The organism is Bradyrhizobium sp. HKCCYLRH3073 (assembly GCF_051167995.1).
In the GTDB taxonomy this organism is placed as follows: Bacteria; Pseudomonadota; Alphaproteobacteria; order Rhizobiales; family Xanthobacteraceae; genus Bradyrhizobium.
Map to the genome: position 1 here is coordinate 39,359 of NZ_JBNPUD010000022.1, position 23,069 is coordinate 62,427.

The window sequence follows — 23,069 nt, forward strand, 5'->3', positions numbered from 1 at the left end:
GCGGCCCGCCTGCGAAAAAAATGCAGGCGGCAGGTACCACAGGTGCAGCCGAGAACACCCGGCCTTCCCTGCGCGATGGTCTTCACGCTTATACGCAGTCTGCCTGGTGCGCCGGGCTTGTTGGCCACCATGATCCGCGCGGCGCGTCAGCGCCGTCACGAACGTGACACCAGCGTCGGGGTGCCAGCACGCTGCGACTTCACGTCCGCGCCGAACCGTTCGTCCGCGCATCCCTTGGACACGCTGCGGCTCCATCGCGGCCATCGCTCCCCGCCTCGCGTGTCGTGACGATCGCGCGCAACGCCCCTTCCGAGTGAGGCGGGATGGCGGCAATAAAGCACGATTTCCGATATTCGTCAATATAAATCTGCAAATCAGAATTTGAACGAGGCCTGTCACCCGGGTGAGCGCAGCGACACCCGGGACAGCCGTCCCGCATATCGCTTCGCTCATGCGGGCTACGGCTCTCTCCGCGTCATTGCGAGCGAAGCGAAGCAATCCAGAGTCCCGCGATGGCTCTGGATAGCTTCGTCGCTGTGCTCCTCGCGATGACGGAGAGAGCGCCCTACTCCGCCGCCATCTGGCGCGGTGCCGGCGGCGGGTTCGCCAAATCGGCGGCGAGTTGGGCGTAGCGCGCCTTGGCGTCCTGCACGGCCTTGTCCTTCACCGGGCCGTAGCCGCGGATCTTGTCGGGCAGCGACAGGAATTCGACGGCGATGTCGGCATTGGCGGGCGACAAGAGGCTGAGCACCGTCGCGACGTCCCTTTCGTAGCCGGCGATCAGGTCGCGCTCCATCTTGCGCTCGGCGGAGTAGCCGAAGATGTCGAGCGGCGTGCCGCGCAGGCCCTTCAGCCTGGCCAGCAGCCGGAACATCTTCATCATGCCCGGGCCATAGCTCTTCTTCTTCGGCCGGCCCTGGGGATCGAGGCCGGAATTGAAGATCGGCGGCGCCAGGTTGAAGGAGATCTTGTAATCGCCTTCGAAGGCGTCGTGGAGCTGCTTCTCGAAGGTGCCGTCGGAGAACAGCCGCGCCACCTCGTACTCGTCCTTGTAGGCGAGCAGCTTGGCGTAGTTGATCGCAACGGCGCGCGGCAGTGCCTCGCCGTAGCCGCCTTTGTCGGCGGCCTCGCGCACCTGGTCGACCAGCTTGCGGTAGCGCTTGGCGAGCCGGGCGTTCTGGTAGGCCGTGAGATAGGTCATGCGATGGGCGGTGATCTCGTCCAGCGTCATCGCGTCGAGCGATTTCGGCGGCACCGTCTCGTCCTGTCCGGTCATCATGCCGGCGACGCGCTCGGGGTTGACCACCACGAGGCGGCCGAGCCGGAATGCCTCGGTGTTCATCTTGACCGCGACGCCGTTGATCGCGATCGCCTTCTCGATGGCCTCGGCCGAGAGCGGCAGCAGGCCCTTCTGATAGGCATAGCCCATCATCATCATGTTGGTGGCGATGGAGTCGCCGAGCAGTGCCTCTGCCGGCTTGGTGAAGTCGAAGAACGTCGAGTCCTTGCGCAGCGCCGTTTCCAGCAGGCTCGTCACCTTGCGGTTCTGGAAGTTGAAGTCGCGGTTGAGCACGAAGTCGGCGGTGGGAATGAGATGGCTATTGATGACGCCATGGGTGCGCTCGGCATCGCACAGCGTGATCGTCTCCTTGGCACCCGCGACCACCTCGTCGGCGGCGATGACGAGATCTGCGGTGCCGGTGACGATGCGCGAGCAGGTCACGTCGGCGGTGTTCTCCGACAGTCGGACGTGGCTGAGCACCGCGCCGCCCTTTTGCGCGAGGCCCGACATGTCGAGGATCATCGAGGCCTTGCCCTCGATATGGGCGGCCATGCCGAGCAGCGCGCCGATGGTCAGCACACCGGTGCCGCCGACGCCGCCGACGGCGACATTGTAGGGCCGCTCCAGCGACGGCTTGGTCAGGGGCTCCGGCATCACGCCGATGTCGCCGAGCTCGGCCGGAGCCCGCGAGCGCGGCTTGCCGCCGTCGATGGTCACGAAGGACGGGCAGAAGCCCTTCACGCAGGAATAGTCCTTGTTGCAGGACGACTGGTTGATGACGCGCTTGCGGCCGAGTTCGGTCTCCAGCGGCTCGACCGAGATGCAGTTCGACTGCACCGAGCAGTCGCCGCAGCCTTCGCAGACGGCCGGGTTGATGAAGACGCGGCGCTGCGGATCCTCCATCGTGCCGCGCTTGCGGCGGCGGCGCTTCTCGGCGGCGCAGGTCTGCACGAACACGATGGCCGAGGCGCCCTTGGTCTGGCGCAGCGTCTTCATGACGTTGTCGAGCTCGTCGCGATGCGCCAGCTTGACGCCGGGCGCGATGCTGTCACTCGGGTACGAGTCTGGATTCTCCGAGACCAGGTAGATCTCGCGGATGCCTTCCGAATGCAGCTGGAAGGTGATCTGCTGCGGCGACAGATCGCCGTCATGGCGCTGGCCGCCGGTCATCGCGACGGCGTCGTTATAGAGAATCTTGTAGGTGATGTTGGCCTTGGAGGCGACCGCCTGGCGGATCGCGAGGCTGCCGGAGTGGAAATAGGTCCCGTCGCCGAGATTGGCGAAGATGTGCTCCTCATTGGTGAACGGCGCGATGCCGACCCACGGCACGCCCTCGCCGCCCATATGCGTGAAGGTCTCGGTGTTGCGGTTCATCCACAGCGACATGAAGTGGCAGCCGATGCCGGCGAGCGCGCGGCTGCCCTCGGGCACTTTCGTCGAGGTGTTGTGCGGACAGCCGGAGCAGAAATACGGCGTGCGCGCCACCGGCGAGACCAGCTGCATCTGCGAGGCGTCGCGGCCGTTGAACCAGTCGGCCTTGGCGCGCAGCATCGCCTTGATCTCGGGATTGAGGTCGAGGCGGAGAAGGCGTTCCGTGAGCGATGTCGCGAGCGAGGCGACGGAGAGCTCGGTCGCGAACGGCAGGAAGCGCTTGTCGTGGTCGTCCATCTTGCCGACGATGCGCGGGCGGACGTCATCGCGCCAGTTGAACAGCTCCTGCTTGACCTGGTTCTCGACGATCTCGCGGCGCTCCTCGACGATGAAGATCTCCTCGAGCCCGACCGCGAACTGGCGCACGCCCTCCGGCTCCAGCGGCCAGGGCATGCCGATCTTGTAGAGCCTGAGACCGATCTTGGCGGCGACCTCCTCGGTGATCCCCAGCTCGCGCAGCGCCTGACGGATGTCCTCGTAGCTCTTGCCCGACGCCATGATGCCGTAGCGGGCGTTCGGCGAGTCCATCGTGATGCGGTTGACCTTGTTGGCGCGGGCGAAGGCGATCGCGGCAAAGCCCTTGTAGTCCTGCAGCCGGCGGTCCTGGTCGAAGCGGTCGTCGGGCCAGCGCAGGTTGAGGCCGCCCGGCGGCAGCTCGAAGTCGGTGGGAATGACGAACGGCGTCATCTCGTCGTTGAGGTTGATCTCGGCGGTGGTCTCCACCGTCTCGGTGATCACCTTCATGCCGACCCAGCAGCCGGAATAGCGCGACATGGCGATGCCGAGCAGGCCCATCTCGATCATCTCGTGGATCGACGAGGGATAGAGGTAGGGCATCAGCGCCGACATGAAGGCGTGGTCGGACTGGTGCGGCACGGTAGAGGACTTGGCGCCGTGGTCGTCGCCGGCGAGACAGAGCACGCCGCCGTTCTTGGCGGAGCCCGCGGCATTGCCGTGGCGGAACACGTCACCACAGCGGTCGACGCCGGGGCCCTTGCCGTACCAGATGCCGACCACGCCGTCATACTTGCCGCCGGGCGACAAATGAAGCTGCTGCGAGCCCCACACGGCGGTCGCTGCCAGGTCCTCGTTCACCCCGGGCTGGAACTTGATGTTGTACTGCTCGAGATGCTTGCGCGCGGAGAACAGCTGCTGGTCGTAGCCGCCGAGCGGCGAGCCGCGGTAGCCGGAGATGAAGCCGGCGGTGTTGAGGCCCGCGGCGCGGTCGCGCCGGATCTGGGCCATCGGCAGCCGCACCAGCGCCTGGATGCCGGTCAGGAAGATATGGCCGGAGCTTGCGGTGTATTTCTGGTCGAGATTGATCTCGCTCTCGTTGAGTCCCATTCCGCCCTCTTGCCGTGCTTTATCAGGGGTGCGCGACTGCCGCCGGACGGCGGAAGCGCGCGTTCTGCCAATCATTTATGTCTGCTTTTGAAGAATGCGCATCACAAATCTCGTTCGCGCAGGGCAGCCAACCGAAATCGCAATTTCATGGCGGCAGCCGGCTGCGGCTTTTGCGGTTTGTGTCGAAAACGGCGGCTGCCGCGAAATGGGATGATGCGCGCGATGGCTTTGGCGGCTCGGCGGACGGTGACTGAACCGTTGTAGCCGGCGCGATTCTGGCCCCAACGAATTGTGCAATGCGATAGGACCGCCGCCGTTCAGCCGCGCTCCTCACCTGAAAAGACGAAGCGCGGCATGTTCCATTTATAGCGGATCGCGAGCAGCCGGAACGACAGTCCGAGCGCGAAGGTCAGCGCCGTCCACCATCCGCTGGCGATGCCGAGCGACAGCCCCGTCGCATAGACCAGGCCCGTGACGAGGGAGACGCTGGCGTAGAGCTCGGCGCGAAACAGCAATGGCACGTCGTTGCACAGGATGTCGCGCAGCACGCCGCCGGCGCAGCCCGTGATCATCCCGGCGACGATGACGATGCCGATCGGCACGTTCATCTGCCAGGCGATGTCGCAGCCGGTCATCGTGAACACGACGAGGCCGACCGCGTCGAGAACGAGGAAGGCCATGGTCAGCCGGTGAACCAGGCGGGCCATGGCGATCGTCACGAACGGCGCCAGCACGGTCAGCAGCAGCAAGGACGGACGCTCGACCCAGGCAAGCGGATAGTGGCCGAGCAGCACGTCGCGCAAGGTGCCGCCGCCGAGCGCGGTGATCGCCCCCAACAAACAGACGCCCATCCAGTCCATGCTGCGGCGTCCCGCCGCGAGCGCGGCCGTCATCGCCTGCGCCGCCAGCGCCACCCAGGTCAACAGATGCAGCACGCTGTCACCGGGCGGCAGGTTCCACATCGAGGGGGCTCCAGCTGGACAGAGAATCGCAAAGTAGGCGAGGAACCTTAGCGCGGCACGCAACGGATCGACTGGGGAATTCGCAAGGTTTCGCGGAACAGAGCCGGGGCTGCGCTGGTTGTCGGGTGACAATCGCAAAGGAGGACATCATGGCCAACGAACGGCTCCCGAACGAACGCTATCCCGACGGCATCAACCGGCCGGACATGACCACGCGCCCCGGCATGGCCGGTGCTGACATGACCGCTGCCGAGTACGAGCGCACGGCGCGGATGGACAGCCAGCTGCAGCCCGATCCCGAGCTGAGGGAAGGCTCCGCCTCGACCGGCCGTATTGCCGCCTACGCCCTGGGCATCGCGATCCTGCTCGGCGCCGTGTTCTACGGCCTCAACAACATATCGATGCGTAGCGATCAGGCGAGCACGACGCCCGCCTCGCAGTCGGCGTCGACGAGCAATGGCAGCAGCAACAGCTCGTCCGGCGTGACCACCGGCGCCGCGGGCGACCGCACCACGCCGCCGCCGGCCCCGAAGGCTCCGACCAACACCAACAACGCGAAGTAATTCGTCAACTATCTCACGAACGGCGTGCCGCCGTTCTCAACTCGGGCGGCGGATGAGCGATCGTCCGCCGCCTTTTTGCGCCCGCTCATCACCAAGGCTGATATCGGCGCGCGCGTTATGGCGCCAACAAACGAGTTTCAAGGTGGAACGATCTGCGCGCTTGCCGATTGCCTGTGCGGCACTTTGACCCACACTGATTGGAGGAGATTCGTGATGAAGGCTTTCATTCTCGCGGCCGCAGCAGGCACGCTCGTGATGACCGCAGCACAGGCTGCGCCGCTCTCGGTCGACGTGTCGGCCGTCCCCCAGCGCGACGTCCAGACCGTCCGCATGGTCTGCAACGAGGACGGCCATTGCTGGCGCGAGCGCCACGAGCGCCGCGTGATCATTCACGAAGACCGCGACTCCTATGCCTATGCGCCGCGCGAGCGCTACATCGAGCGTCGCACCTATGAACACCGCGACGGCATCGGCATCCGCGCCCCCGGCGTGAGCGTCGGCATCGGAACGGACCGCTACTGAATAGTCGTAGCGAACGGATTGGAAAAGCCGCGGCAAGTCCGCGGCTTTTCTACGTGCGTATCGCCCAACTCAACCGAAGAGCTTGTTCAGCTCGCCGCCGGGATAGCCGCCTGCCAGCTCGGTGAAGGTGCCCTGCTCGGCCATCTCCCTGGTCGCGCGCATGAAGCCGGCCCAGGCCATCCGCGCCAGCGAACCGCCGACGCTGATGCGGCGCACGCCGAGCTCGGCGGCCTGGCTGAGTGAGAGACCGGACGCCCCGATCAGCAGGTTGACCGGCTTTGGCGCCACCGCTTTGACGACCGCCATGATCTCCTCGACCGTCTTGATCCCGGGGGCGTAGAGACAATCCGCGCCAGCCTCGGCATAGGCCGTGAGACGCTCGGTCACCAGCGCGAGGTCGGGCTTGCCCCAGAGAAAAGCCTCGCAGCGGCCGGTCAGCAGGACATCGCCGCCGCTGGCATCGATCGCCTGGCGCGCGGCGCGGATGCGCGCCACCGCCAGTTCGCGTTCGTAGAGCGGATCATCCTTGTCACCCGTGGAGTCCTCGATCGACAGACCCGCGACGCCGGTCGCGACCGCACGCGTGACGTTGGCGGCCACGCCCTCGGGGGCATCGGCGAAGCCGCCCTCGAAATCGGCATTGACGGGAATGTCGACCGCCGCTGACAGCGCCGCCAGATGCGCGAGCATCTCGTCGAGCGTCGTGCCGGTGTCGGCCTTGCCGATCGACCACGCGAAGCCGGCGCTGGTCGAGGCGATCGCCTTGAAGCCGAGATGCTGCAGCATTTTCGCCGTGCCGGCATCGAACGGGTTCGGCAAAATAAAGCAGCCGGCCTCGTGCAATTTGCGAAAGGCCGCGCGCTTGTCCGCCGTGCTGGTCACCGTCATGTCATCCTCCCATGCATCTCTTCATTGCACCAGGATAGTCCCGCCCTCATGGCGCCGCCACGACATTGCGCAGAAATGTTCGTTCTTCGCCCAGAATGAGTTTGTGCTCCTCCGCGAGTGCGAAGTTCGCCCGTCCCTCGCCATCGTTGCGCAAGGTTGCGCGATAGCGCTCGTAAGCCGCGAGACTGTCGAATGAAATCAGGCCATAGGCGACGTCGTTGGTGCCTTCATGAGGCATGAAATAGCCGATCAGGTCGCCGCCGCAGCGGGGAATGATCGACAGCCAGCGCCTGGCGTAGGCTTCGAACACGTCGCGCTGATGCGGATCGATGCGATAGCGGATGAAGACGGTGATGGCCATGACAACCTCCGGTAAGTTTCGTATCATCGACACTATCCGCTTGCGGGGCGAGAATGCTTCGGTTAGCATCGAACTATGAAATCGGGTCCGGACATTGCGATGGTGGCGGCGCTGGTCGGCGATCCCGCCCGCGCCAACATGCTGACGGCGCTGCTCTCGGGCCGGGCGCTGACCGCGACCGAGCTCGCCCAGGAAGCGGGCGTGACGCCGCAGACGGCGAGCTCGCATCTTGCCAAGCTCGAAGGCGGCGGCCTGGTCGAGCCGGAAAAACAGGGCCGTCACCGCTACTACCGGCTCGCCGATCCGGACGTCGCCGACGTGCTGGAGAAGCTCGCCGGCCTTGCCGCGCGCGCCGGCCACATGCGGGTGCGCACCGGGCCGAAGGAGCCGGAGCTGCGGCGGGCGCGCATCTGCTACGATCATCTTGCCGGCGATCTCGGCGTGCAGATGCTCGATAGCATGACCCGGCAGAAGCTGGTGCGCCGGCGCAAGCAGGAGATCGTGCTGACCGAGGACGGCAAACATTTCCTGGCGCAGCATTTGCGGATCTCGCCGGAAATGCTGGCGCATCCGCGCCGGCCCGTCTGCAAGGCCTGCCTCGACTGGAGCGCGCGGCGGCATCATCTCGCCGGCACGCTCGGCGCAGCGTTGATGAAGCGCTTCACCGAGCTGAAATGGGCGGCGCGCGATGCCACTCCAGGCAGTCGCGTGGTCAATTTCAGCCGCGCCGGCGAAAAGCATTTCGCGGCGCTGTTCGGTCCGGCCGAGGACTGACGATCACGTGCTGTTTATCGCAGCAATGCCTTCGTGCATTGCGGCCAGAGCGAACGCAGGGCACGGCGAGACGGTTGACGACCCCATCTCGCTCCCGGAGTCTCCATGTCCCGTTTCGCTGCCGCGCTCTGCGCTGCCCTGCTCACCGTCGCGCCGATCGCCGCCCGCGCTGCGGAGATGCCGCGCGAGCCCTATGGCATCAACCTCGAAGGCTTCGCCTATCCCTACCCGGTCAGCCTGCTGCCCCTGGTCAACGACAGCGAGCAGCTGCGCATGGCCTACATGGATGTCGCGCCGGCGCAGCCGAACGGCCGCGTTGCGCTGCTGCTCCACGGCCGCAACTTCCCCTCGAGCTACTGGGCGCCCGTGATCAAGACACTGACCGACGCCGGCTTCCGCGTCGTGGTGCCCGACCAGGTCGGCTTCGGCAAATCAACCAAGCCGTCGGGCGAACTGCATTTCGACACGCTGGCGCGCAACACCATGACGCTGCTCGATCACCTCGGCATCGCCAAGGCCGACATCGTCGCGCATTCGATGGGCGGCATGCTGGCCGTCCGCATCGCCCGCGCCTATCCCGACCGGGTCGCGCATCTCGTGCTGACCGCGCCGATCGGGCTCGAGGACTACCGCGCCTACGTGCCGCCGGTCCCGTCGGAAAAGATCAGCGAGAGCGAGGACCGGCTGACGTCGAACGGCTATCGCAAGCAGCTGGAGACCAACTACGCGCTGAAGCTGCCGCCGGAGCAGGTCACGCCGTTCATCGATGCCCGCTTCAACCTGAAGCAAAGCGCCGACTATCCGCGCTGGCTGAAGAGCTTCGTCAGCTCCTATCAGATGATCTACCGCGAGCCGGTGGTGCACGAGATCCCGCTGCTGACGCAGCCGACGCTGTTCATCATGGGCGCGGACGATCACAACGCGCCGGGACGGCCGAACGCGCCGGAAGCCTTGAGAGCGAAGATGGGCCAGAACGCCGAGCTGGCAAAGGACCTGGCCAGCCGGATGCGCGATGCCCGCGCCGAGGTGGTCGCCAATGCCGGCCACCTCGTCTTCCTCGACGCGCCGGACAAATACGACGCGCTGCTGCTGGACTTCCTCGGCAGGTAGTTCAAACGGACACGACCGGCAGGGATCGCGCCGATCCCTGCCGTGCCGCAATCACGAGTCCGAAACGGCGCCTGGCCGCAACGCGGCCGGGCCGATCACCAGGAGTGGCGCCGATGCCAATGGCGGCGCCAGTGCCGATGATGGTGACGCCAGCCCCAATGGCGGCGCCGCCAACCCCAATGCCGCCGGCGCCAGCCCCAGTGATGGCCGTGGCCGTGATGTCCGTGATGATGACCGTGGTGTCCCCAGCGCACCTGCTCCGGCGCGAGCCGATCGGCCTCGTCCTGCGAGCCGACCGCGCGCTCGACGTGCTGATCCCTGGCTGAAGGCGCGGCTTCGTTCAGCGGCGACGGCGAGAGCGGCGCGGCGACCGCATCGCTGGTGCGAAGCACGGCGCCGGCCGCCGCTGCACAGCCGAGCCCCAATGCCAGCTTGAGGAAATTCCGTCGTTCCATCGCACGCCTCCATGATCCGCGAGCCCGAGCATGGAGCGAGTATTCGGACGATCACCTGAACGTGAGCTGAACCGGATCGCAGTACGGTGATGGAAGCGCCACGCCTTCGTCGTCGAAGGCAACGCAAGCTCAGCCGTCGACCGTCTGCGCCAGCACGAAGCTCTCGCGCGTCCGGGTCACGTCGGGCCAGTCGCGATTGAAATCGGCGGTCAGGCGTTTCATCTCGCGCCGCCGATCGCACGCTCCACCGCGGCGATGGCATCGAACTGATACATCGCCTGATGCACCCTGGGATCAGCGAGACTCCACACCCGCCACGCCTTGCGCACGCCGAAGCTCCTGATCGCGTCGGGCAGATGAACGTCGCGATACCAGCGATCGAACGCATCGCGCCGGGCGGGATCAGGCACGGTCGCGCGCACGACGAAGATGGCTGACGGCATCGAGTTTCCTCCGGACCACGTTGGTGTTGTTCCGGAGTCGACCCGCAATCCGCAGCTCAGCGAAACCCCGCGGCCAGGCCGACCACCTGCCCGTCGAGCCCGTTGAAGCCGTGATGGCCGCGCGCCTGACAGGGATCCCCCTCTTCCGCGCCGCCCGACAGCCACTTCGCGCGCGCCCGGCCGCCGGACCATCTGATGAACGGGTCGACGCCTGCCGGCAGCGTGAACTTGCAGGCGTCGCTGGTATGATGGATGACCAGCGTCCGCGGCAAGGCCGAGGGCGAGCCGAGGATCGACATCACGTTCGAGGAGCTCCCCGACTCCGGACTGAGGAAGCCCGAGGTCAGCACCAACGCATCCGGCCGGGCACCGCGCGCGATGCCTTCCGCGGCGCGCAACGTGCCGCGGCTGGTGCCGATCACCGTCACCGGCCGCTTGATCGTGGCCATGTAGTCCACCGCGGCCTTCAGATCGGTACTGGTGTCCGCGACCATCACGGCGAGCCCGCGTGCGGCATAAGCGTTGCGCGTGCGCACCAGCTGGTTGCCGAGCAGGCCGTGAATGTCGCCGCGCTCGCCGACATGGATGGCGCCGTCACCGCCGGGCAGCAGGATCACGCTGGCGCGCACCGAGGCCGGCCTGATCAGCGCGACGCGGGAGCCGCCGATCGTCACGGTCTCATCGGCGAAGGCTGCTCCGGCTGCGACAGCCGACATCGCAACTGCCAGCCAGATACGTATCCAATTCGCCGGTCTGATCATCGGAGCCTCCCCGCGCGGACTCGCGCTGCCGCGGGAGGCTATCAGAAATCAACGAGGCCCGGAGTGCCTAGGAGTCCGGGCCTCGTCACCTCGCGACCTCGCGCGAGCGAAGCCGGTCGGTATTTGACAATGTCTAGCGTCCGATCACGCCGATCGCATTGAGCTGGCTCAAGACGTCAGTAGCAGCGCGTGATCGTGACGGTGTGATCGCCGCCGCGGCGTCCCGGCACCGTCACGGTCTGCATCGGGCAGCTCGATACGTAGGGGCGATCGGATGGCACGACGTTCGGTGGAAAGCGGTGGGCCCAGTCCCACGGGACGTCGTAGGTATAGGTGTAACGCACGTCGGCCGAGGTCCGCTCCGGGATCTGCTGCGGCACGGGCTCGTCATAACCGCCATAGGCGAAGGCGCCGGCGGCCGGCAGATAGGCGCGAGCGCCGCGATAATGGTGATGACGCAGGCCGGGCCTGATCCCAGGCGCCGGCCGGACGACCTGGCTCGGTCCAACGGGACCGGCAGCCACCGCGGCGCCAGACCGGGCCGATGCGGCCTCGGTCGAGAAGATCAGCGCAGCGGCCGCCGCGCAGACGACGAAAACGCCTGAATTCCGAAATGCCGATGTTCTGTCAGCCATGATACGCGACCCTACTCTTCCGACCCACCCGACAAGGCTAGGCCAGCGGCCCAGTTCCCGCAAACCCATCGTTAAAGGTTAGTTAAGCGACAGGCTTAACGCCAGGGCCCGACCCGGCTCCGGATTGCCGCAATTCCCGCAATGCGACCAGCAACCCAGAGCCGGGCACGAGGCCCCCGGATTGCTTCGTCGCTGCGCTCCTCGCAATGACGATGGGTGCGGCGGGCTCTCATCCCCCGGCCGACGCAGCAGGACGGCGACGGCGCCCGGCGCGCGCGCCGCGTTCTCCGTCATTGCGAGCGAAGCGAAGCAATCCAGGGCCACGCGGCAGCTCGCAATGATTTTGTCGCCGCCGCCCGCGAGGACGACGGCTCGAGCCGATGCCTACAGCGGCAGATTGTCGTGCTTCTTCGCCGGCATCTCCATCTTCTTGTCGCGGAGCATCGCGAGCGCACGCGCGATGCGGCGGCGGGTGGAGTGCGGCATGATGACGTCGTCGATATAGCCGCGCTCGGCGGCGATGAACGGCGACAGGAAGCGGTCCTCGTACTCCTTGGTGCGCGCGGCGATCTTGTCCGGGTCCGCCATGTCGGCGCGGAAGATGATCTCGACCGCGCCCTTGGCGCCCATGACCGCGATCTGCGCCGTCGGCCAGGCGTAGTTCATGTCGGCGCCGATCTCCTTCGACGCCATCACGTCGAAGGCGCCGCCATAGGCCTTGCGGGTGATGACCGTGACCAGCGGAACGGTGCACTGCGAGTACGCGAACAAGAGCTTCGCGCCGTGCTTGATCAGGCCGCCATATTCCTGTGCTGTGCCCGGCAGGAAGCCGGGCACGTCGACGAAGGTGACGATCGGGATGTTGAAGGCGTCGCAGAAGCGCACGAAGCGCGCGGCCTTGCGCGACGCGTCGGAGTCGAGCACGCCCGCCAGCACCATCGGCTGGTTGGCGACGAAGCCGACGGTGCGCCCCGCAATGCGGCCGAAGCCGGTGACGATGTTCTTGGCGAAGGCGTCCGCGATCTCGAAGAAGTCGCCCTCGTCGACGACCTTCAGGATCAGCTCCTTCATGTCATAGGGCTTGTTCGGATTGTCCGGGATCAGGGTATCGAGCGACATGTCGACGCGCTCGATGTCGTCGAAGCTCGGCCATTCCGGCACGCCGTCGCTGTTGTTGCTCGGCAGGAAGTCGATCAGCCGGCGCATCTGCAGCAGCGTCTCGACGTCGTTGTCGAAGGCGCCGTCGGCAATCGAGGAGCGCGTCGCGTGCACCGAGGCGCCGCCGAGCTCCTCCGCGGTGACGACCTCGTTGGTGACGGTCTTCACGACGTCGGGGCCGGTGACGAACATGTAGCTGGTGTTCTTCACCATGAAGATGAAGTCGGTCATGGCCGGCGAATAGACGTCGCCGCCGGCGCAGGGACCCATGATGACGGAGATCTGCGGGATCACGCCCGAGGCCAGCACATTGCGGCGGAACACGTAGGAATAGCCCGCGAGCGCCGCGACGCCCTCCTGGATGCGGGCGCCGCCGGCGTCATAGAGGCCGATGATGGGGCTACGCGCCTTCATCGCCATGTCCTGCAGCTTGGTGATCTTCAGCGCGTGGGTCTCGGACAGCGAGCCGCCGAACACGGTGAAATCCTTGGCGAAGACGAAGGTCTTGCGGCCGTTGACGGTGCCCCAGCCGGTGACGACGCCGTCGCCGGGCACCTTGGTCTTCTCCATTCCGAACTCGGTCGAGCGGTGCTCGACGAACATGTCGAACTCCTCGAACGAGCCCTTGTCGAGCAGCAGCTCGATGCGCTCCCGGGCGGTCAGCTTGCCGCGCGCATGCTGCGCCTCGATGCGCTTCTCGCCGCCGCCGAGCTTGGCGCCTTTGCGCCGTTCCTCGAGGGTGTCCAGAATGTCCTTCATGCGCTTCCCGCCCGTTCCCGATGTCGTGACTGTTGGCGGCCTTCTAACACGGCTATTTCGAAGCCGGAAAGCCGCTTTCGGCAGTGCCGCCCCTCCTCCCACAGCTCGGAATTGGAAGCAGAATCATGGATATGGCCGCGCAACCGGACCTGGTCACTGAGCCCTTGGGCACATCGCGTGGCGCCGTCCAGGGCGGCCTGCGCCTGCTGCTGCGGCTCGAAGGGTTGGTGCTGGCGGCCGCGGCGATCGCCTTCTACGCCCACCAAAGCGGCTCGTGGTGGCTGTTCGCGGCCCTGTTCCTGGCGCCCGACGTCAGCTTCGCCGCCTATCTCGGCGGCCCGCGGATCGGCGCCGTGGCCTACAATGCCGTCCACAGCACGCTGGCACCCGCCGCCCTGCTCGCGATCGGGCTGGCGGCCGGACAGCCACTGGTGGTCGAGATCGCCACGATCTGGCTGGCCCATGTCGGCGTCGACCGGCTCGCCGGCTACGGGCTGAAATATGCCGACGGCTTCGGCTTCACCCATCTCGGCCGGATCGGCGGAGTTCGTCGACCCTGACACCGCGGTCCGAGATGCCGGAGTCTCAAAGAGGCGCGCCGCCCCTTGTTTCGCGGCGCACCAGGCTCGGTGTTGTCCACCGCTGTCAGCCAGCGCGCCGCGCACGGCTGTTTGACAGCTCCGCGATCGCTCGTTCTACTTGGTTGCAAAGCCGCGCCACAAGCGGCGAGCCAGGAGGACGGTCATGGAGCGACTCATTGTTGCTGCCTCATCGATGCTTGCCGTGGGCGCTCGTGTCGCCCTCTCGCATCGACCGCGCCGCGCCGTTGGAGGGTCCCGTTGCCGACAGGCGGCGGTGGCCGTGACGATGCTGCTGACAGCCTTGGCCGGTGACTTCGGCAGCAGCGCCAGCGCCCAGGGCTTCACCAAGGATATGCCCGCCCGGGTCGAGATGTATCCGATCCCGTCGCTGACCTTATCCGATCGGCAGTTCCTCTCCGGCGACGACGGCGGCAAGCCGGTGACCGTCGTCGGCGAAATGCGCGTCGCGCAGGGCAGCGGCAGGCTGCCGGTGGTGGTGCTGATGCACGGCTCCGGCGGCGTCGGCGCCAACATCGCGGCGTGGAGCCGCACCTTCAATGCGATGGGGATCTCGACCTTCGCGATCGACGGCTTCACCGGGCGCGGCATCACCGCGACCAGCACCAACCAGGCCCAGCTCGGCCGGCTGAACCTGATCATGGACATCTACCGTGCGCTGGACGTGCTGGCGAAGCATCCGCGCGTCGATCCCGAGCGCATCGTGCTGATGGGCTTTTCACGCGGCGGTCAGGCGGCGCTGTATGCGAGCCTCGAGCGCTTCCACAGGCGCTGGAACAATTCCGGGCTGCAGTTCGCCGCCTATATCCCGTTCTATCCCGACTGCTCGACGACCTATCTCGGCGACACCGACGTCGTGGCGCGGCCGATCCGGATCTTTCACGGCGGGCCGGACGACTACAATCCGGTGCGGACCTGCAAGGCCTATGTCGAGCGGCTGAAGGCCGCGGGCCGCGACGTCGCGCTGACGGAATACGCGGACTCGCCGCACGGCTTCGATCTCGGCCTGCTCGGCGCCAACATGCTCGCCGTCGCGCCGAAGGCGCAGACCGTGCGCAACTGCCGCATCAAGGAGAGCGACGGCGGGATGCTGATCAATGCCGACACGCAGCAGCCCTTCACCTATCAGGACGCCTGCGTCGAGTTCGATCCGCATGTCGGCGGCAATCCGGCCACGGCCGAGGCGGCGCGCCAGGCGGTGACGGATTTCCTGCGCGCGCTGTTCAAGCTGTCGTGAGCAAAAATAGAACGATTTGGATCAATTTTTGAGGTGACAGATCGAACGTATCGGGTCTTGCTGCGTTGTCGCTCGCTTTTCGACGATGAAACGGAGCCCGATGATGCGCGCCTCTCGCCTTGCGATCCCCACTTTGCTGACCGCCCTCGCCTTGGGCGGCACGGCCCATGCGGCGCCTGCCGCGCCGTTCCGGGGGCTGCAGGGCTCCTGGACCGGCGGCGGCGTGATCAGCCTGTCCGACGGCAACCAGGAGCGGCTGCGCTGCCGCGCGGCCTATGACGTCGGCGGCGCCGGCGAGCAGCTCCGGCTCAACATCCGCTGCGCCAGCGACAGCTACAACATCGATCTCTCCAGCGACGTCGCCTATCGCGGCGGCGAAATCTCGGGGCAATGGAGCGAGTCGAGCCACAACGCGTCCGGCACGATCGAGGGCCGCGCCGTCGGCAACCGCATCGAGGCCCAGGCGCGCGGGCAGACGTTTTCCGCCGGCCTGTCGCTGACGACGCAGGGACGCCGGCAGACCGTGTCGATCCGCCCGGCCGGCACGGACATCAGGGGCGTCGACCTGGAGCTGGCGCGGCGGTGACGTACGCTAGGTCGCCACGATATCGTTGCTTCGCGTAGCAACGCGCCGCTCTATCCACGTCGTTGCGAGCGCAGCGAAGCAATCCAGAGTCCCACACACCACACTGGATTGCTTCGCTACGCTCGCAATGACGGTGGTGAGAGCATGCGCGCCTCACGATACGCTCACAACGCGCCGATCTCCTTCAGGCACGCTTGGGTCAACGTCATGCGGGCTTCGACGTGACGCGGCTCCGGGCAATCCATGTTGAGCGCGAACACGGTCGGCTGATCCCCCTTGTCGACCCAGCCGACCATCCAGCCGAGTGAGCCCTGCTCCTTGCCGAGCAATCCCGACTTGAAGTGAATGACGGCGTCGCCGACCTTGGTCGTCGGAATGATGTCGCGCGTCAGATCCTGGCTGCGCTTCGACACCGTCAGCGCGCCACGGCGCAGGCGATCGATGAAATCGACCTGCTCCACCGGATCGATGCGAAGCGCGCCGGTGAGCCAGAACTGGTCGATGCCGCCGCCGATGTCGTGATTGCCGTAGTCGAGCTCCTCGAGATATTTTTGCATCCGCTCGGGACCGATGCGGCGCGCGATCTCCTGATAGACCGGCACGGCGGAGACCGCGATCGCGCTGCGCAAGGTGTGATCCCTGTTCCAGGCCTCGATCGATCTCGTGACGCCATCCCATTTGAACACATCCTTGTCGGGATCCTCGACCACGCCGGTCTCCAGCGCGATCAGCGAGTTCGCGATCTTGAAGGTCGAGGCGGGCAGCTTTGCCTCGCCGGAGCGATCGGCATCGCTGGCGATGATGAGATATTCCTCGACCTTGTAGGCCAGGAACGTGCCCTTGGTGTTCTCGTCGGCGAAGCGCTTGGCGAGATCGCCGCGGATCTCGTTGCGCGGCGGTGCGACATGCGCAAATGCGCGCGCGGGCAACAGGCTGGCGCCGGTCATCAGGGCGAGCGCGTGGCGGCGGCTCATCATGGGCATCGCAAATCTCCGTCGTCGTTCGCCCTCCCTACCACAGGGCGGTGACGACCGACGCATGACGGAGATCACAAATGCGGCGCGCTCAGCGCATCGGCCGCGACAGGTTGAGCACGAACACCAGCACCTCGGCGACGGCCTTGTAGAGCTCCTCCGGGATCTCGTCGCCGAGCTCGACATTGGAGAGCGCGCCGGCCAGCACCTCGTTCTCCTCGATCGGGATGTCGTGCGCCTTCGCGACCTCGATGATCTTGGCGCCGATCGTGCCCTTGCCCTTGGCGACGACGCGCGGCGCGCCCTGGCCCTTGTCGTAGTGCAAGGCGACGGCGAGCTGGGTCTTGTTGGCGGCCTTCACCTCGATGCTCATAGCGCGCGATCCAGGAAATGGCCGGCCCTGGGCGGCATCACGGCCGGCGGCGCGCCGTCCTGCACCACGAGATCGCCCGGCGAGAGCTCGGCACGGCTGAGGGCCTGGCTGAGGTCGGCAAGGCCGGCGCGCAGCCGCGCGGCGGTGACCGGACGCTCGGCCCACATCCGCACCGAGGTGCGCTCGGCGCTGAACGAGATCATCGCGTGCACCGGGCCGGCCGGCTCGACGTCGAGCGAGAAGCGCGCCCGCCAGACGCGCTTGGCGGCGTCCGGCGATTGCGTGCCGCCGTCGCGCGCGATCTCGAACTGCGCCATGGCCGTGCCCTGTGGGGTGGCGAAGGGAATCTCGAAGTTCCAGCGCGGCGGCGCCGGGTCGGTGCGCGCGGTCGAGGCGTCCGGGCGATCCGGCAGCGAGGCGACCTGCAGCAGGGTCTGGCGCGACAGCGCCTGGTCGGTCTCGTCGAGCAGCCGGTGCGCGATCGCCGACAGCGGCGTGTCGGGACCGAGCGTCGGCATCGCCACGGCCTGCGGCATCGGTGCAGCCCCGCGGAACGGCGGCGGCGGGGTGTTGGTGCGCACGACCATATCGGCGCGGCCGTTGGCGTTGCGTCCGGGAACGAGGCCCGCGGCGCGCGGAATCTGCTGCTGCGCCTCCTGCAGCACGGCCAGCACCGTGCCGGGCGTGAGCGACTGCGCCTTGGCGCCCGTCAGGGCCTCGATCAGCGCCGAGCCGGTGAAGCCGGCGGATGCGGCGTCGGGCCGTCCCATTCCCGTGGCCCAGGGCTGGGGCGGCAGCTCGATCTCGATGTCGGGCACCAGCGAGGGAGCGCCGCTCTGTTGCTGCGCGGCGGCGGCGCGGCCGGCCTCGGACAGCACCGAGGCATAGGAGCCACCGGGCGACGGCTGCGCCGATGCCGCCATGCCGGGCTCGGCGGTCTGCAGCACCGTCGCCAGCGTCTGGCGCAGCACGATCAGCGCCGCCTTCAGGTCGGGCGTGCCGGTGCCGGTAGTGCCATTGGCGAGCGAGGATTCCAGGAACAGGCCGGATTGCTGCACGGCGGTCTGCACATCCTCCGCGGTCAGCGCCGGCGAGAGCGGCGTCTGCTGCGCCAGCACCTGCGCCACGGCGGCCCGCAAGGCCGGTGGAAGGTTCGGCGAGTCGGCGACGGCCTGGAGATCGGCGAACAATTGGCCCTGGCTGCCCTGGCGGGTCGCCGCCTCCTCGCTGGCGATCGACAATGCGAGCCGCTCCAGCCCGGTCAGCGGATCCGGCGGTGGCGGCAGCGCCGGTGCCAGCCGGCCGGTGACGTCGACGACGGTGGCGGCCGGGGTCGGGGTGCCGGTGGTGCCAGTGGCAGCACTGCCGCCCTGCCCGACGATGGCGAGCTGCAGCCCTTGCGCGGTCTGCGACACGGCGACCTGCACGGTCTGGCCGGCCTGCAGCGGCAGCTCGCTCGCGAGCTCCATCGACAGGTTTCCGATCGCGACCTGGACCAGGTTCTCGGCGAGCACCTGCTGCACCCTCGCGCTGACCAGTGCGCCGGCCTGCAGCGTGGTCGCTGCCGCCACCGTGGTTCCGGCCGGCGAGCTGCCGACGCCGCGGACGGCGCTCACGGAAGGCGACGGGGTGACACTCTGGACCATGCGCGTACTCGGGTTACGCGCACAGCCTAGCGGGTGCCCCTAAACCCGGCGTTAACCGGCCTCAGAGCGCGGCGTCGACTGCCCGGAGGATGCGGACGGCGGCCTGGTAGTCGATCTGCTTGGCGGCGCGACGGCTCATCGCCTCCTCGTCGGCGCCCCATTGCGCGACGTTCCAGTCCTCGTCGACATGGGCTGCCGCCCAGACCTGATCGGCGTCGCGCACCCCATGCACCAGCGCCAGCGCCAGCAGCGCCGAGCCGGTCAGTGTGGTGACGACATGCGCGGCCGCCACCGTCCACGGGCCGGTCGGCAGCGCAGCGCGCGCGGCCTGCACCGCAGCCTCCGGCTGGGCCACATGCATGATGCCTTCGGACAGGATGAAATGCGCGCCCAGGCCGTCGCGCGCCCAGTCCAGCACCGGGTCCCAATGCTCGGCCTCGCGCGCGACCAGCCCCTCGGGATGACCGGCCCGGTAGAACAGCAGGTCGGACTGGAGATATTTGGCAATGTCCTCGCGCACCGCGTCGGTGCGGTCGACCACCGACTGCACGACGCTGTTGGCGAACCGCGTCAGCGGCATCGTGGCGGGATCGATGTTCTCACCCTGGGCCTGCCACTCGGCGGCGACGGCCTCCGCCAGCTCCCCGGCGGGAACGATGACGACGCGCCCCGACGGCGTGCGGATCGGCCGGCCGTCGAGGGTGACGTTGAAGCCGCCCTCGGCCGCGGCGGTCCCGGCCTCCTTGTAGAAGCGCTTGCGCAGCGGCGTCCGCATCGCCTGGCGCGCCGATTCCTGCGGATCGAGCGGCGACCGGCCGACGACCTCGTCAAACAGTTCACGCATCAGAATTCCAGCCCTCTCGCGGGATGATCACACGGGATCCGTTGTTTTCGCGGTAGATAAGCCCTGTCCGCCCGAAATGCGAGCTGCCGATGCGTCCGCTGCTCTCCGCCCTCGTCCTGCTCGGCAGCGCCGTTGAGGCCGCCGCCGGCTTCCGCTCGCCGGAATCGCTGGTGCGCAACGTCTATGCGCATTACGGCCGGGGCGCGCCGGAGCTCTCCGCCGGGCTGCCGCGGACGGCCGAGACCGCGCGGCAGTTCTTCGATCCGAGCCTCGCCGGGGCCTGGGCGGCGCCGCGGCGTGAGCCCTACGATTTCCTGGTGCAGAGCCCACGCTGGAAGCTCGGCCCGGTCGCGATCTCGATCTTGCGCAAGCAGTTCGACAAGACGTATGTGGCGGCCAGCTTCGACAACCAGGGCCACCGCGTGATGATGAACTTCATCGTGGTCAAGGGGCCGGACGGCTGGGTCATCCTCGACGTCGAAACGCCGCACGATTCGCTGCGGTTATTCCTGGAGCAGTTCCGGAAGTGAGCCGCGGCGGGATCGACTCTCCTCGCCTTAGATAGAGGCCCACCTCAGGAGGATAACCATGACTGTGGCCGAGCTCATTCGTCGCGCGATCGCGCTGAGTGAGCCGGACGGCGAGATCACGTTCGACGAGCTGAACGACCTTTTCGGTCCGGAACGCCCGCCCGAGGACGTCGAAGACGTGTTCTTGGCGCTTCATGACGCGGGCATTCAGCTCGTTGAGCAGAGGAGCTGAATCTGCCGCTCACTCCTCCGGCGCGTTCTCGATCGGGTCGAAGCGGTCGTGCTCGAGGCCGAGCAGGTTCCACGACTGCAGCATGTGCGGCGGCAGCGGCGCGGTGGCGTCGATGAATCCGCCGCGCGGATGCGGGATGACGATGCGGCGCGCCAGCAGATGCAGCCGGTTCTGCAGGCCGCCGGGCAGCGCCCAGTTCTCGATGTTGAAATATTTGGGATCGCCGACGATGGGATGGCCGATATGGGCCATGTGCGCGCGCAGCTGATGGGTGCGGCCGGTCACCGGTTTCAGCGACACCCAGGCGAGCTTGTTGGCCGAGGCCTCGACCACGGCGTAATAGGTCACGGCGTGGCTGGCGCCCTCGTCGCCATGGGCGGCGACGCGCATGATGGTGTCGTCCTCGCTCTCCTCCTTGGCAAGATAGGTGGAGATGCGGCCCTGCTTGGGCTTGGGCACGCCCGCCACCAGCGCCCAGTAGATCTTGCGCGCCGAGCGGCTGCGGAAGGCGCCGGTCAGATGCGTGGCAGCGAAGCGGGTCTTGGCGATCAGCAGGCAGCCGGAGGTCTCGCGGTCGATGCGGTGCACGAGCCGCGGCTTCTGGCCCTTGGCGTCGCGCATAACCTCCAGCATCTGGTCGATGTGGCGGGTCATGCCGGAGCCGCCCTGCACCGCGAGCCCGGCCGGCTTGTTGAGGACGAGCACGTCGTCGTCCTCGTACAAGGTCATTGCCTTGAGGCTCTCCAGCGTCTTGCGCTCGCCCTCGGTGAGGCCGGCGCGCTCCTTCGGCGCGTCCAGCTTGAGCGGCGGAATACGCACGCTCTGGCCTTCTTCAAGGCGATCCTTGGAGTCGGCGCGCTTGCCGTCGACGCGCAGCTCGCCTTTGCGGACGATGCGCTGGATGTGCGAGAACGACAGGCCGGGAAAGCGCGCCTCGAGGAAGCGGTCGACGCGCATGTTGTTCTCGTCGGCCGTGACCACCACGGTCTGCACCTTCGTCGGCAGCAGCGGCGTCTCCGGCTCGACCTTCTTCGGCGGCAGCGCCGCAGGCCTGCGCTCGGCACGCTCCGAGCTGAACCGCGCGGGCTTGCCGGCACCGGCGCGCTTGGCCGGCGGCCGCTCGCGCGGGGCGAAGCTGTCGCGGCGATCCTCTCCCTCGGCGCGCGGCGCACGGCTGCGCTCGGCCTTGCCGCGCCCGAAATCGCCGCGCGGTGCCGCCTCGCGGTCACCGGCAAAACGGTCGCGCCGCGGCCGCTCGGCATCGGGACGCTTCGCAGACTCACGCTTGGCCGCGGCGCCTGCGCTGCGGGCGGCCTCGGCCTTCGGCCGCTCGCTGCGGCGATCGGTCGGGCGATCGGATCGGGTCTGGGTTCGCTTGATACGGCGGCTCATGGCAGGTTGCGTATCGCAAAAGCCCCTGCCAGTCACGGCGAAATCGCGATAAATCCGCTTGTGAGTCGGCCGCTTGGGCCATCGAGACTGATCGGAGCGAATTCGAATGACGCTCACGCGACTGGGCCTGGCGATCCTGGCAGCCACGCTGGCGACGACCGCCACGCAGGCGCAGCAGAGCCCCATGCCCGACGACATCGCCTGGAAGCTGATCGAGATCGGCCGGGTCATCGCCCCGCCGAAGACCGCCGCGATCTACGCGCCGCTGCAGGCCAAGGAACCCTACACCGGCGTCAAGGTGCAGCGCGATGTGAGATACGGCACGGCCGAACGCAATCTGCTCGACGTCTTCACGCCGGATGCCGCGGCCGCGCCCCGGCCGGTGCTGATCTTCGTGCATGGCGGCGCCTTCATCGGCGGCAACAAGCGCACCACGCCGGACGGCCCGTTCTACGACAACATCATGCTGTGGGCGGTGAAGAGCGGCTTCATCGGCGTCAACATCACCTACCGCCTGGCGCCGAAATTCCCCTGGCCTGCCGGCGTCGAGGATGTCGCCAGCGCGGTGCAATGGGTGGCCGCCCACGCCGCCGAGAACGGCGGCGATCCCGCGCGCATCTATCTGATGGGCCATTCGGCCGGCGCGGTGCACGTCGCGACCTATGTGGCGCATCCCGAATTCCACAAGGTCGCCGGCGGCGGCCTTGCGGGCGCGATCATGGCCTCGGGCGTCTACGACCTCACCGCGACGCCGCTTGGCGACCAGGAGATGGCCTATTTCGGCACCGATCCCTCGCGCTTCAAGGAGCGCTCGTCGCTGCAGGGGCTGCAAGCCTCGCCCTTGCCGCTGATGATCGTCTCCGCCGAGCTCGACCCGCCGCGCTTCGTCGAGCAGTTCGATCTGCTCAAGCAGGCCGCCTGCAAGCGACCGTCCGGCTGCGCCCGCGCGGTGATGCTGCCGCAGCACAGCCACATGTCGGAGGTGTATGCGATCAACACCGAGGACGACCGGCTGACGCGGGAGATTGCGGAGTTCGTCAAGACGGGGAAGTAGTAGCGCGCTCCCTCCACCGTCATTACCCGCAGCGAAACAATCCAGGGCGTCGCGAGGACTCTGGATTGCTTCGCTGCTGTTCAGCCCGGGGACATGGCTGACAGGTGTTCGGAGACATGGTTGACACCTCAAAATTGGCTCGATTCGTCAAGCA

24 protein-coding genes and 1 pseudogene are annotated in these 23,069 nt (G+C 67.3%); 11 read left to right on the forward strand and 14 right to left on the reverse strand.

Annotated elements, in window-relative coordinates:
• Positions 1 to 565: 565 nt before the first annotated feature.
• Positions 566 to 4,057: an indolepyruvate ferredoxin oxidoreductase family protein gene (locus tag ACQR1X_RS30805; RefSeq protein WP_434900238.1), complete on the reverse strand. Its 3,492-nt coding sequence runs from the start codon at positions 4,055 to 4,057 to the stop codon at positions 566 to 568.
• Positions 4,058 to 4,134: 77 nt separating this feature from the next.
• Here ACQR1X_RS30805 and ACQR1X_RS30810 point away from each other — a divergent pair, with 77 nt between their 5' ends.
• Positions 4,135 to 4,311: a hypothetical protein gene (locus ACQR1X_RS30810; RefSeq protein WP_434900239.1), complete on the forward strand. Its 177-nt coding sequence runs from the start codon at positions 4,135 to 4,137 to the stop codon at positions 4,309 to 4,311.
• Between the two features lie 63 nt (positions 4,312 to 4,374).
• Here ACQR1X_RS30810 and ACQR1X_RS30815 read toward each other — a convergent pair whose 3' ends face one another.
• A complete protein-coding gene (locus ACQR1X_RS30815; RefSeq protein WP_316177159.1) occupies positions 4,375 to 5,019 on the reverse strand; it encodes a trimeric intracellular cation channel family protein in 645 nt (214 codons plus the stop codon).
• 149 nt (positions 5,020 to 5,168) lie between these two features.
• Here ACQR1X_RS30815 and ACQR1X_RS30820 point away from each other — a divergent pair, with 149 nt between their 5' ends.
• Positions 5,169 to 5,582: a hypothetical protein gene (locus ACQR1X_RS30820; protein WP_434895620.1), complete on the forward strand. Its 414-nt coding sequence runs from the start codon at positions 5,169 to 5,171 to the stop codon at positions 5,580 to 5,582.
• A 213-nt stretch (positions 5,583 to 5,795) separates the two neighbouring features.
• Positions 5,796 to 6,104, forward strand: coding sequence for a hypothetical protein (locus ACQR1X_RS30825; protein ID WP_315800941.1), 309 nt, complete (start codon positions 5,796 to 5,798; stop codon positions 6,102 to 6,104).
• A 69-nt stretch (positions 6,105 to 6,173) separates the two neighbouring features.
• On the opposite strand, the gene ACQR1X_RS30830 is transcribed toward ACQR1X_RS30825, so the two are convergent.
• Complete coding sequence (locus tag ACQR1X_RS30830) at positions 6,174 to 6,992, reverse strand: isocitrate lyase/PEP mutase family protein (RefSeq protein WP_434895621.1); 819 nt, start codon at positions 6,990 to 6,992, stop codon at positions 6,174 to 6,176.
• 46 nt (positions 6,993 to 7,038) lie between these two features.
• Positions 7,039 to 7,353 (reverse strand): NIPSNAP family protein, encoded by a 315-nt coding sequence (locus ACQR1X_RS30835; RefSeq protein WP_434864135.1) that lies wholly within the window; start codon positions 7,351 to 7,353, stop codon positions 7,039 to 7,041.
• Positions 7,354 to 7,428: 75 nt separating this feature from the next.
• Here ACQR1X_RS30835 and ACQR1X_RS30840 point away from each other — a divergent pair, with 75 nt between their 5' ends.
• Positions 7,429 to 8,127: an ArsR/SmtB family transcription factor gene (locus ACQR1X_RS30840; RefSeq protein ID WP_315714525.1), complete on the forward strand. Its 699-nt coding sequence runs from the start codon at positions 7,429 to 7,431 to the stop codon at positions 8,125 to 8,127.
• A gap of 105 nt (positions 8,128 to 8,232) precedes the next feature.
• Positions 8,233 to 9,237: an alpha/beta fold hydrolase gene (locus tag ACQR1X_RS30845; protein WP_434900240.1), complete on the forward strand. Its 1,005-nt coding sequence runs from the start codon at positions 8,233 to 8,235 to the stop codon at positions 9,235 to 9,237.
• A 95-nt stretch (positions 9,238 to 9,332) separates the two neighbouring features.
• Here the strand turns inward: ACQR1X_RS30845 and ACQR1X_RS30850 are convergent, their stop codons facing one another.
• From ACQR1X_RS30850 to ACQR1X_RS30870, 5 genes and pseudogenes are all read right to left on the reverse strand, one after another.
• The gene (locus ACQR1X_RS30850) at positions 9,333 to 9,692 is read right to left on the reverse strand and encodes a twin-arginine translocation signal domain-containing protein (RefSeq protein ID WP_316216058.1); all 360 of its coding nucleotides are present in this window, start codon (positions 9,690 to 9,692) and stop codon (positions 9,333 to 9,335) included.
• A gap of 129 nt (positions 9,693 to 9,821) precedes the next feature.
• A pseudogene (locus tag ACQR1X_RS30855) lies at positions 9,822 to 10,135 on the reverse strand (hypothetical protein).
• A gap of 56 nt (positions 10,136 to 10,191) precedes the next feature.
• Positions 10,192 to 10,851, reverse strand: a complete 660-nt coding sequence (locus ACQR1X_RS30860; protein ID WP_315800946.1) for an alpha/beta hydrolase — start codon at positions 10,849 to 10,851, stop codon at positions 10,192 to 10,194.
• 221 nt (positions 10,852 to 11,072) lie between these two features.
• Positions 11,073 to 11,531: a hypothetical protein gene (locus tag ACQR1X_RS30865; protein WP_316177147.1), complete on the reverse strand. Its 459-nt coding sequence runs from the start codon at positions 11,529 to 11,531 to the stop codon at positions 11,073 to 11,075.
• Positions 11,532 to 11,915: 384 nt separating this feature from the next.
• Complete coding sequence (locus ACQR1X_RS30870; RefSeq protein WP_315800948.1) at positions 11,916 to 13,448, reverse strand: acyl-CoA carboxylase subunit beta; 1,533 nt, start codon at positions 13,446 to 13,448, stop codon at positions 11,916 to 11,918.
• 125 nt (positions 13,449 to 13,573) lie between these two features.
• On the opposite strand from ACQR1X_RS30870, the gene ACQR1X_RS30875 reads away from it, so the two are divergent.
• The 3 genes from ACQR1X_RS30875 to ACQR1X_RS30885 all read left to right on the forward strand — a co-directional run bounded on the left by ACQR1X_RS30875 (position 13,574) and on the right by ACQR1X_RS30885 (position 15,870).
• Complete coding sequence (locus tag ACQR1X_RS30875; RefSeq protein WP_316177145.1) at positions 13,574 to 14,008, forward strand: DUF4260 domain-containing protein; 435 nt, start codon at positions 13,574 to 13,576, stop codon at positions 14,006 to 14,008.
• A 307-nt stretch (positions 14,009 to 14,315) separates the two neighbouring features.
• Positions 14,316 to 15,284, forward strand: coding sequence for a dienelactone hydrolase family protein (locus ACQR1X_RS30880; protein ID WP_316177144.1), 969 nt, complete (start codon positions 14,316 to 14,318; stop codon positions 15,282 to 15,284).
• Between the two features lie 100 nt (positions 15,285 to 15,384).
• The gene (locus tag ACQR1X_RS30885) at positions 15,385 to 15,870 is read left to right on the forward strand and encodes a hypothetical protein (protein ID WP_316177142.1); all 486 of its coding nucleotides are present in this window, start codon (positions 15,385 to 15,387) and stop codon (positions 15,868 to 15,870) included.
• Positions 15,871 to 16,034: 164 nt separating this feature from the next.
• On the opposite strand, the gene blaOXA is transcribed toward ACQR1X_RS30885, so the two are convergent.
• The 4 genes from blaOXA to ACQR1X_RS30905 form a co-directional block, all read right to left on the reverse strand.
• On the reverse strand, positions 16,035 to 16,853 hold the full coding sequence (blaOXA, locus tag ACQR1X_RS30890) for an OXA-1091 family oxacillin-hydrolyzing class D beta-lactamase (protein WP_434900241.1): 819 nt from the start codon (positions 16,851 to 16,853) through the stop codon (positions 16,035 to 16,037).
• A gap of 82 nt (positions 16,854 to 16,935) precedes the next feature.
• Positions 16,936 to 17,217: an EscU/YscU/HrcU family type III secretion system export apparatus switch protein gene (locus ACQR1X_RS30895; protein ID WP_315714536.1), complete on the reverse strand. Its 282-nt coding sequence runs from the start codon at positions 17,215 to 17,217 to the stop codon at positions 16,936 to 16,938.
• Positions 17,214 to 18,863 (reverse strand): flagellar hook-length control protein FliK, encoded by a 1,650-nt coding sequence (locus tag ACQR1X_RS30900; protein ID WP_316216051.1) that lies wholly within the window; start codon positions 18,861 to 18,863, stop codon positions 17,214 to 17,216. The genes ACQR1X_RS30895 and ACQR1X_RS30900 overlap by 4 nt, the downstream gene beginning before the upstream one ends.
• 61 nt (positions 18,864 to 18,924) lie before the next feature.
• Positions 18,925 to 19,707 carry an ATP12 family chaperone protein gene (locus ACQR1X_RS30905; RefSeq protein ID WP_316177137.1) on the reverse strand — a complete coding sequence of 261 codons (783 nt, stop codon included), beginning with the start codon at positions 19,705 to 19,707 and terminating at the stop codon, positions 18,925 to 18,927.
• Between the two features lie 89 nt (positions 19,708 to 19,796).
• On the opposite strand from ACQR1X_RS30905, the gene ACQR1X_RS30910 reads away from it, so the two are divergent.
• Positions 19,797 to 20,237, forward strand: coding sequence for a hypothetical protein (locus ACQR1X_RS30910; RefSeq protein WP_434892444.1), 441 nt, complete (start codon positions 19,797 to 19,799; stop codon positions 20,235 to 20,237).
• 58 nt (positions 20,238 to 20,295) lie between these two features.
• On the forward strand, positions 20,296 to 20,469 hold the full coding sequence (locus tag ACQR1X_RS30915) for an RNA polymerase sigma factor region1.1 domain-containing protein (RefSeq protein ID WP_434892443.1): 174 nt from the start codon (positions 20,296 to 20,298) through the stop codon (positions 20,467 to 20,469).
• Between the two features lie 9 nt (positions 20,470 to 20,478).
• On the opposite strand, the gene ACQR1X_RS30920 is transcribed toward ACQR1X_RS30915, so the two are convergent.
• Entirely contained in the window at positions 20,479 to 21,861 is a 1,383-nt protein-coding gene (locus ACQR1X_RS30920; protein ID WP_434892442.1) for an RluA family pseudouridine synthase, read from the reverse strand.
• 106 nt (positions 21,862 to 21,967) lie between these two features.
• Between ACQR1X_RS30920 and ACQR1X_RS30925 the strand changes: the two genes are divergently transcribed.
• The gene (locus tag ACQR1X_RS30925) at positions 21,968 to 22,915 is read left to right on the forward strand and encodes an alpha/beta hydrolase (protein WP_316216047.1); all 948 of its coding nucleotides are present in this window, start codon (positions 21,968 to 21,970) and stop codon (positions 22,913 to 22,915) included.
• Positions 22,916 to 23,069: the final 154 nt, after the last annotated feature.

What these genes read in the sequence shown, in the direction of transcription:
- ACQR1X_RS30875 (WP_316177145.1), top strand. Translation starts at nt 13,574, where the DNA reads ATGGATATGGCCGCGCAACCGGACCTGGTCACTGAGCCCTTGGGCACA.
- ACQR1X_RS30815 (WP_316177159.1), bottom strand. Translation starts at nt 5,019, where the DNA reads ATGTGGAACCTGCCGCCCGGTGACAGCGTGCTGCATCTGTTGACCTGG.
- ACQR1X_RS30915 (WP_434892443.1), top strand. Translation starts at nt 20,296, where the DNA reads ATGACTGTGGCCGAGCTCATTCGTCGCGCGATCGCGCTGAGTGAGCCG.
- ACQR1X_RS30830 (WP_434895621.1), bottom strand. Translation starts at nt 6,992, where the DNA reads ATGACGGTGACCAGCACGGCGGACAAGCGCGCGGCCTTTCGCAAATTG.
- ACQR1X_RS30820 (WP_434895620.1), top strand. Translation starts at nt 5,169, where the DNA reads ATGGCCAACGAACGGCTCCCGAACGAACGCTATCCCGACGGCATCAAC.
- ACQR1X_RS30905 (WP_316177137.1), bottom strand. Translation starts at nt 19,707, where the DNA reads ATGCGTGAACTGTTTGACGAGGTCGTCGGCCGGTCGCCGCTCGATCCG.
- ACQR1X_RS30925 (WP_316216047.1), top strand. Translation starts at nt 21,968, where the DNA reads ATGACGCTCACGCGACTGGGCCTGGCGATCCTGGCAGCCACGCTGGCG.
- ACQR1X_RS30885 (WP_316177142.1), top strand. Translation starts at nt 15,385, where the DNA reads ATGATGCGCGCCTCTCGCCTTGCGATCCCCACTTTGCTGACCGCCCTC.
- ACQR1X_RS30870 (WP_315800948.1), bottom strand. Translation starts at nt 13,448, where the DNA reads ATGAAGGACATTCTGGACACCCTCGAGGAACGGCGCAAAGGCGCCAAG.
- ACQR1X_RS30840 (WP_315714525.1), top strand. Translation starts at nt 7,429, where the DNA reads ATGAAATCGGGTCCGGACATTGCGATGGTGGCGGCGCTGGTCGGCGAT.
- ACQR1X_RS30910 (WP_434892444.1), top strand. Translation starts at nt 19,797, where the DNA reads ATGCGTCCGCTGCTCTCCGCCCTCGTCCTGCTCGGCAGCGCCGTTGAG.
- ACQR1X_RS30835 (WP_434864135.1), bottom strand. Translation starts at nt 7,353, where the DNA reads ATGGCCATCACCGTCTTCATCCGCTATCGCATCGATCCGCATCAGCGC.
- ACQR1X_RS30900 (WP_316216051.1), bottom strand. Translation starts at nt 18,863, where the DNA reads ATGGTCCAGAGTGTCACCCCGTCGCCTTCCGTGAGCGCCGTCCGCGGC.
- ACQR1X_RS30825 (WP_315800941.1), top strand. Translation starts at nt 5,796, where the DNA reads ATGAAGGCTTTCATTCTCGCGGCCGCAGCAGGCACGCTCGTGATGACC.
- ACQR1X_RS30805 (WP_434900238.1), bottom strand. Translation starts at nt 4,057, where the DNA reads ATGGGACTCAACGAGAGCGAGATCAATCTCGACCAGAAATACACCGCA.
- ACQR1X_RS30860 (WP_315800946.1), bottom strand. Translation starts at nt 10,851, where the DNA reads ATGTCGGCTGTCGCAGCCGGAGCAGCCTTCGCCGATGAGACCGTGACG.
- ACQR1X_RS30895 (WP_315714536.1), bottom strand. Translation starts at nt 17,217, where the DNA reads ATGAGCATCGAGGTGAAGGCCGCCAACAAGACCCAGCTCGCCGTCGCC.
- ACQR1X_RS30920 (WP_434892442.1), bottom strand. Translation starts at nt 21,861, where the DNA reads ATGAGCCGCCGTATCAAGCGAACCCAGACCCGATCCGATCGCCCGACC.
- ACQR1X_RS30810 (WP_434900239.1), top strand. Translation starts at nt 4,135, where the DNA reads ATGTCTGCTTTTGAAGAATGCGCATCACAAATCTCGTTCGCGCAGGGC.
- ACQR1X_RS30845 (WP_434900240.1), top strand. Translation starts at nt 8,233, where the DNA reads ATGTCCCGTTTCGCTGCCGCGCTCTGCGCTGCCCTGCTCACCGTCGCG.
- ACQR1X_RS30850 (WP_316216058.1), bottom strand. Translation starts at nt 9,692, where the DNA reads ATGGAACGACGGAATTTCCTCAAGCTGGCATTGGGGCTCGGCTGTGCA.
- blaOXA (WP_434900241.1), bottom strand. Translation starts at nt 16,853, where the DNA reads ATGCCCATGATGAGCCGCCGCCACGCGCTCGCCCTGATGACCGGCGCC.
- ACQR1X_RS30865 (WP_316177147.1), bottom strand. Translation starts at nt 11,531, where the DNA reads ATGGCTGACAGAACATCGGCATTTCGGAATTCAGGCGTTTTCGTCGTC.
- ACQR1X_RS30880 (WP_316177144.1), top strand. Translation starts at nt 14,316, where the DNA reads ATGCTGCTGACAGCCTTGGCCGGTGACTTCGGCAGCAGCGCCAGCGCC.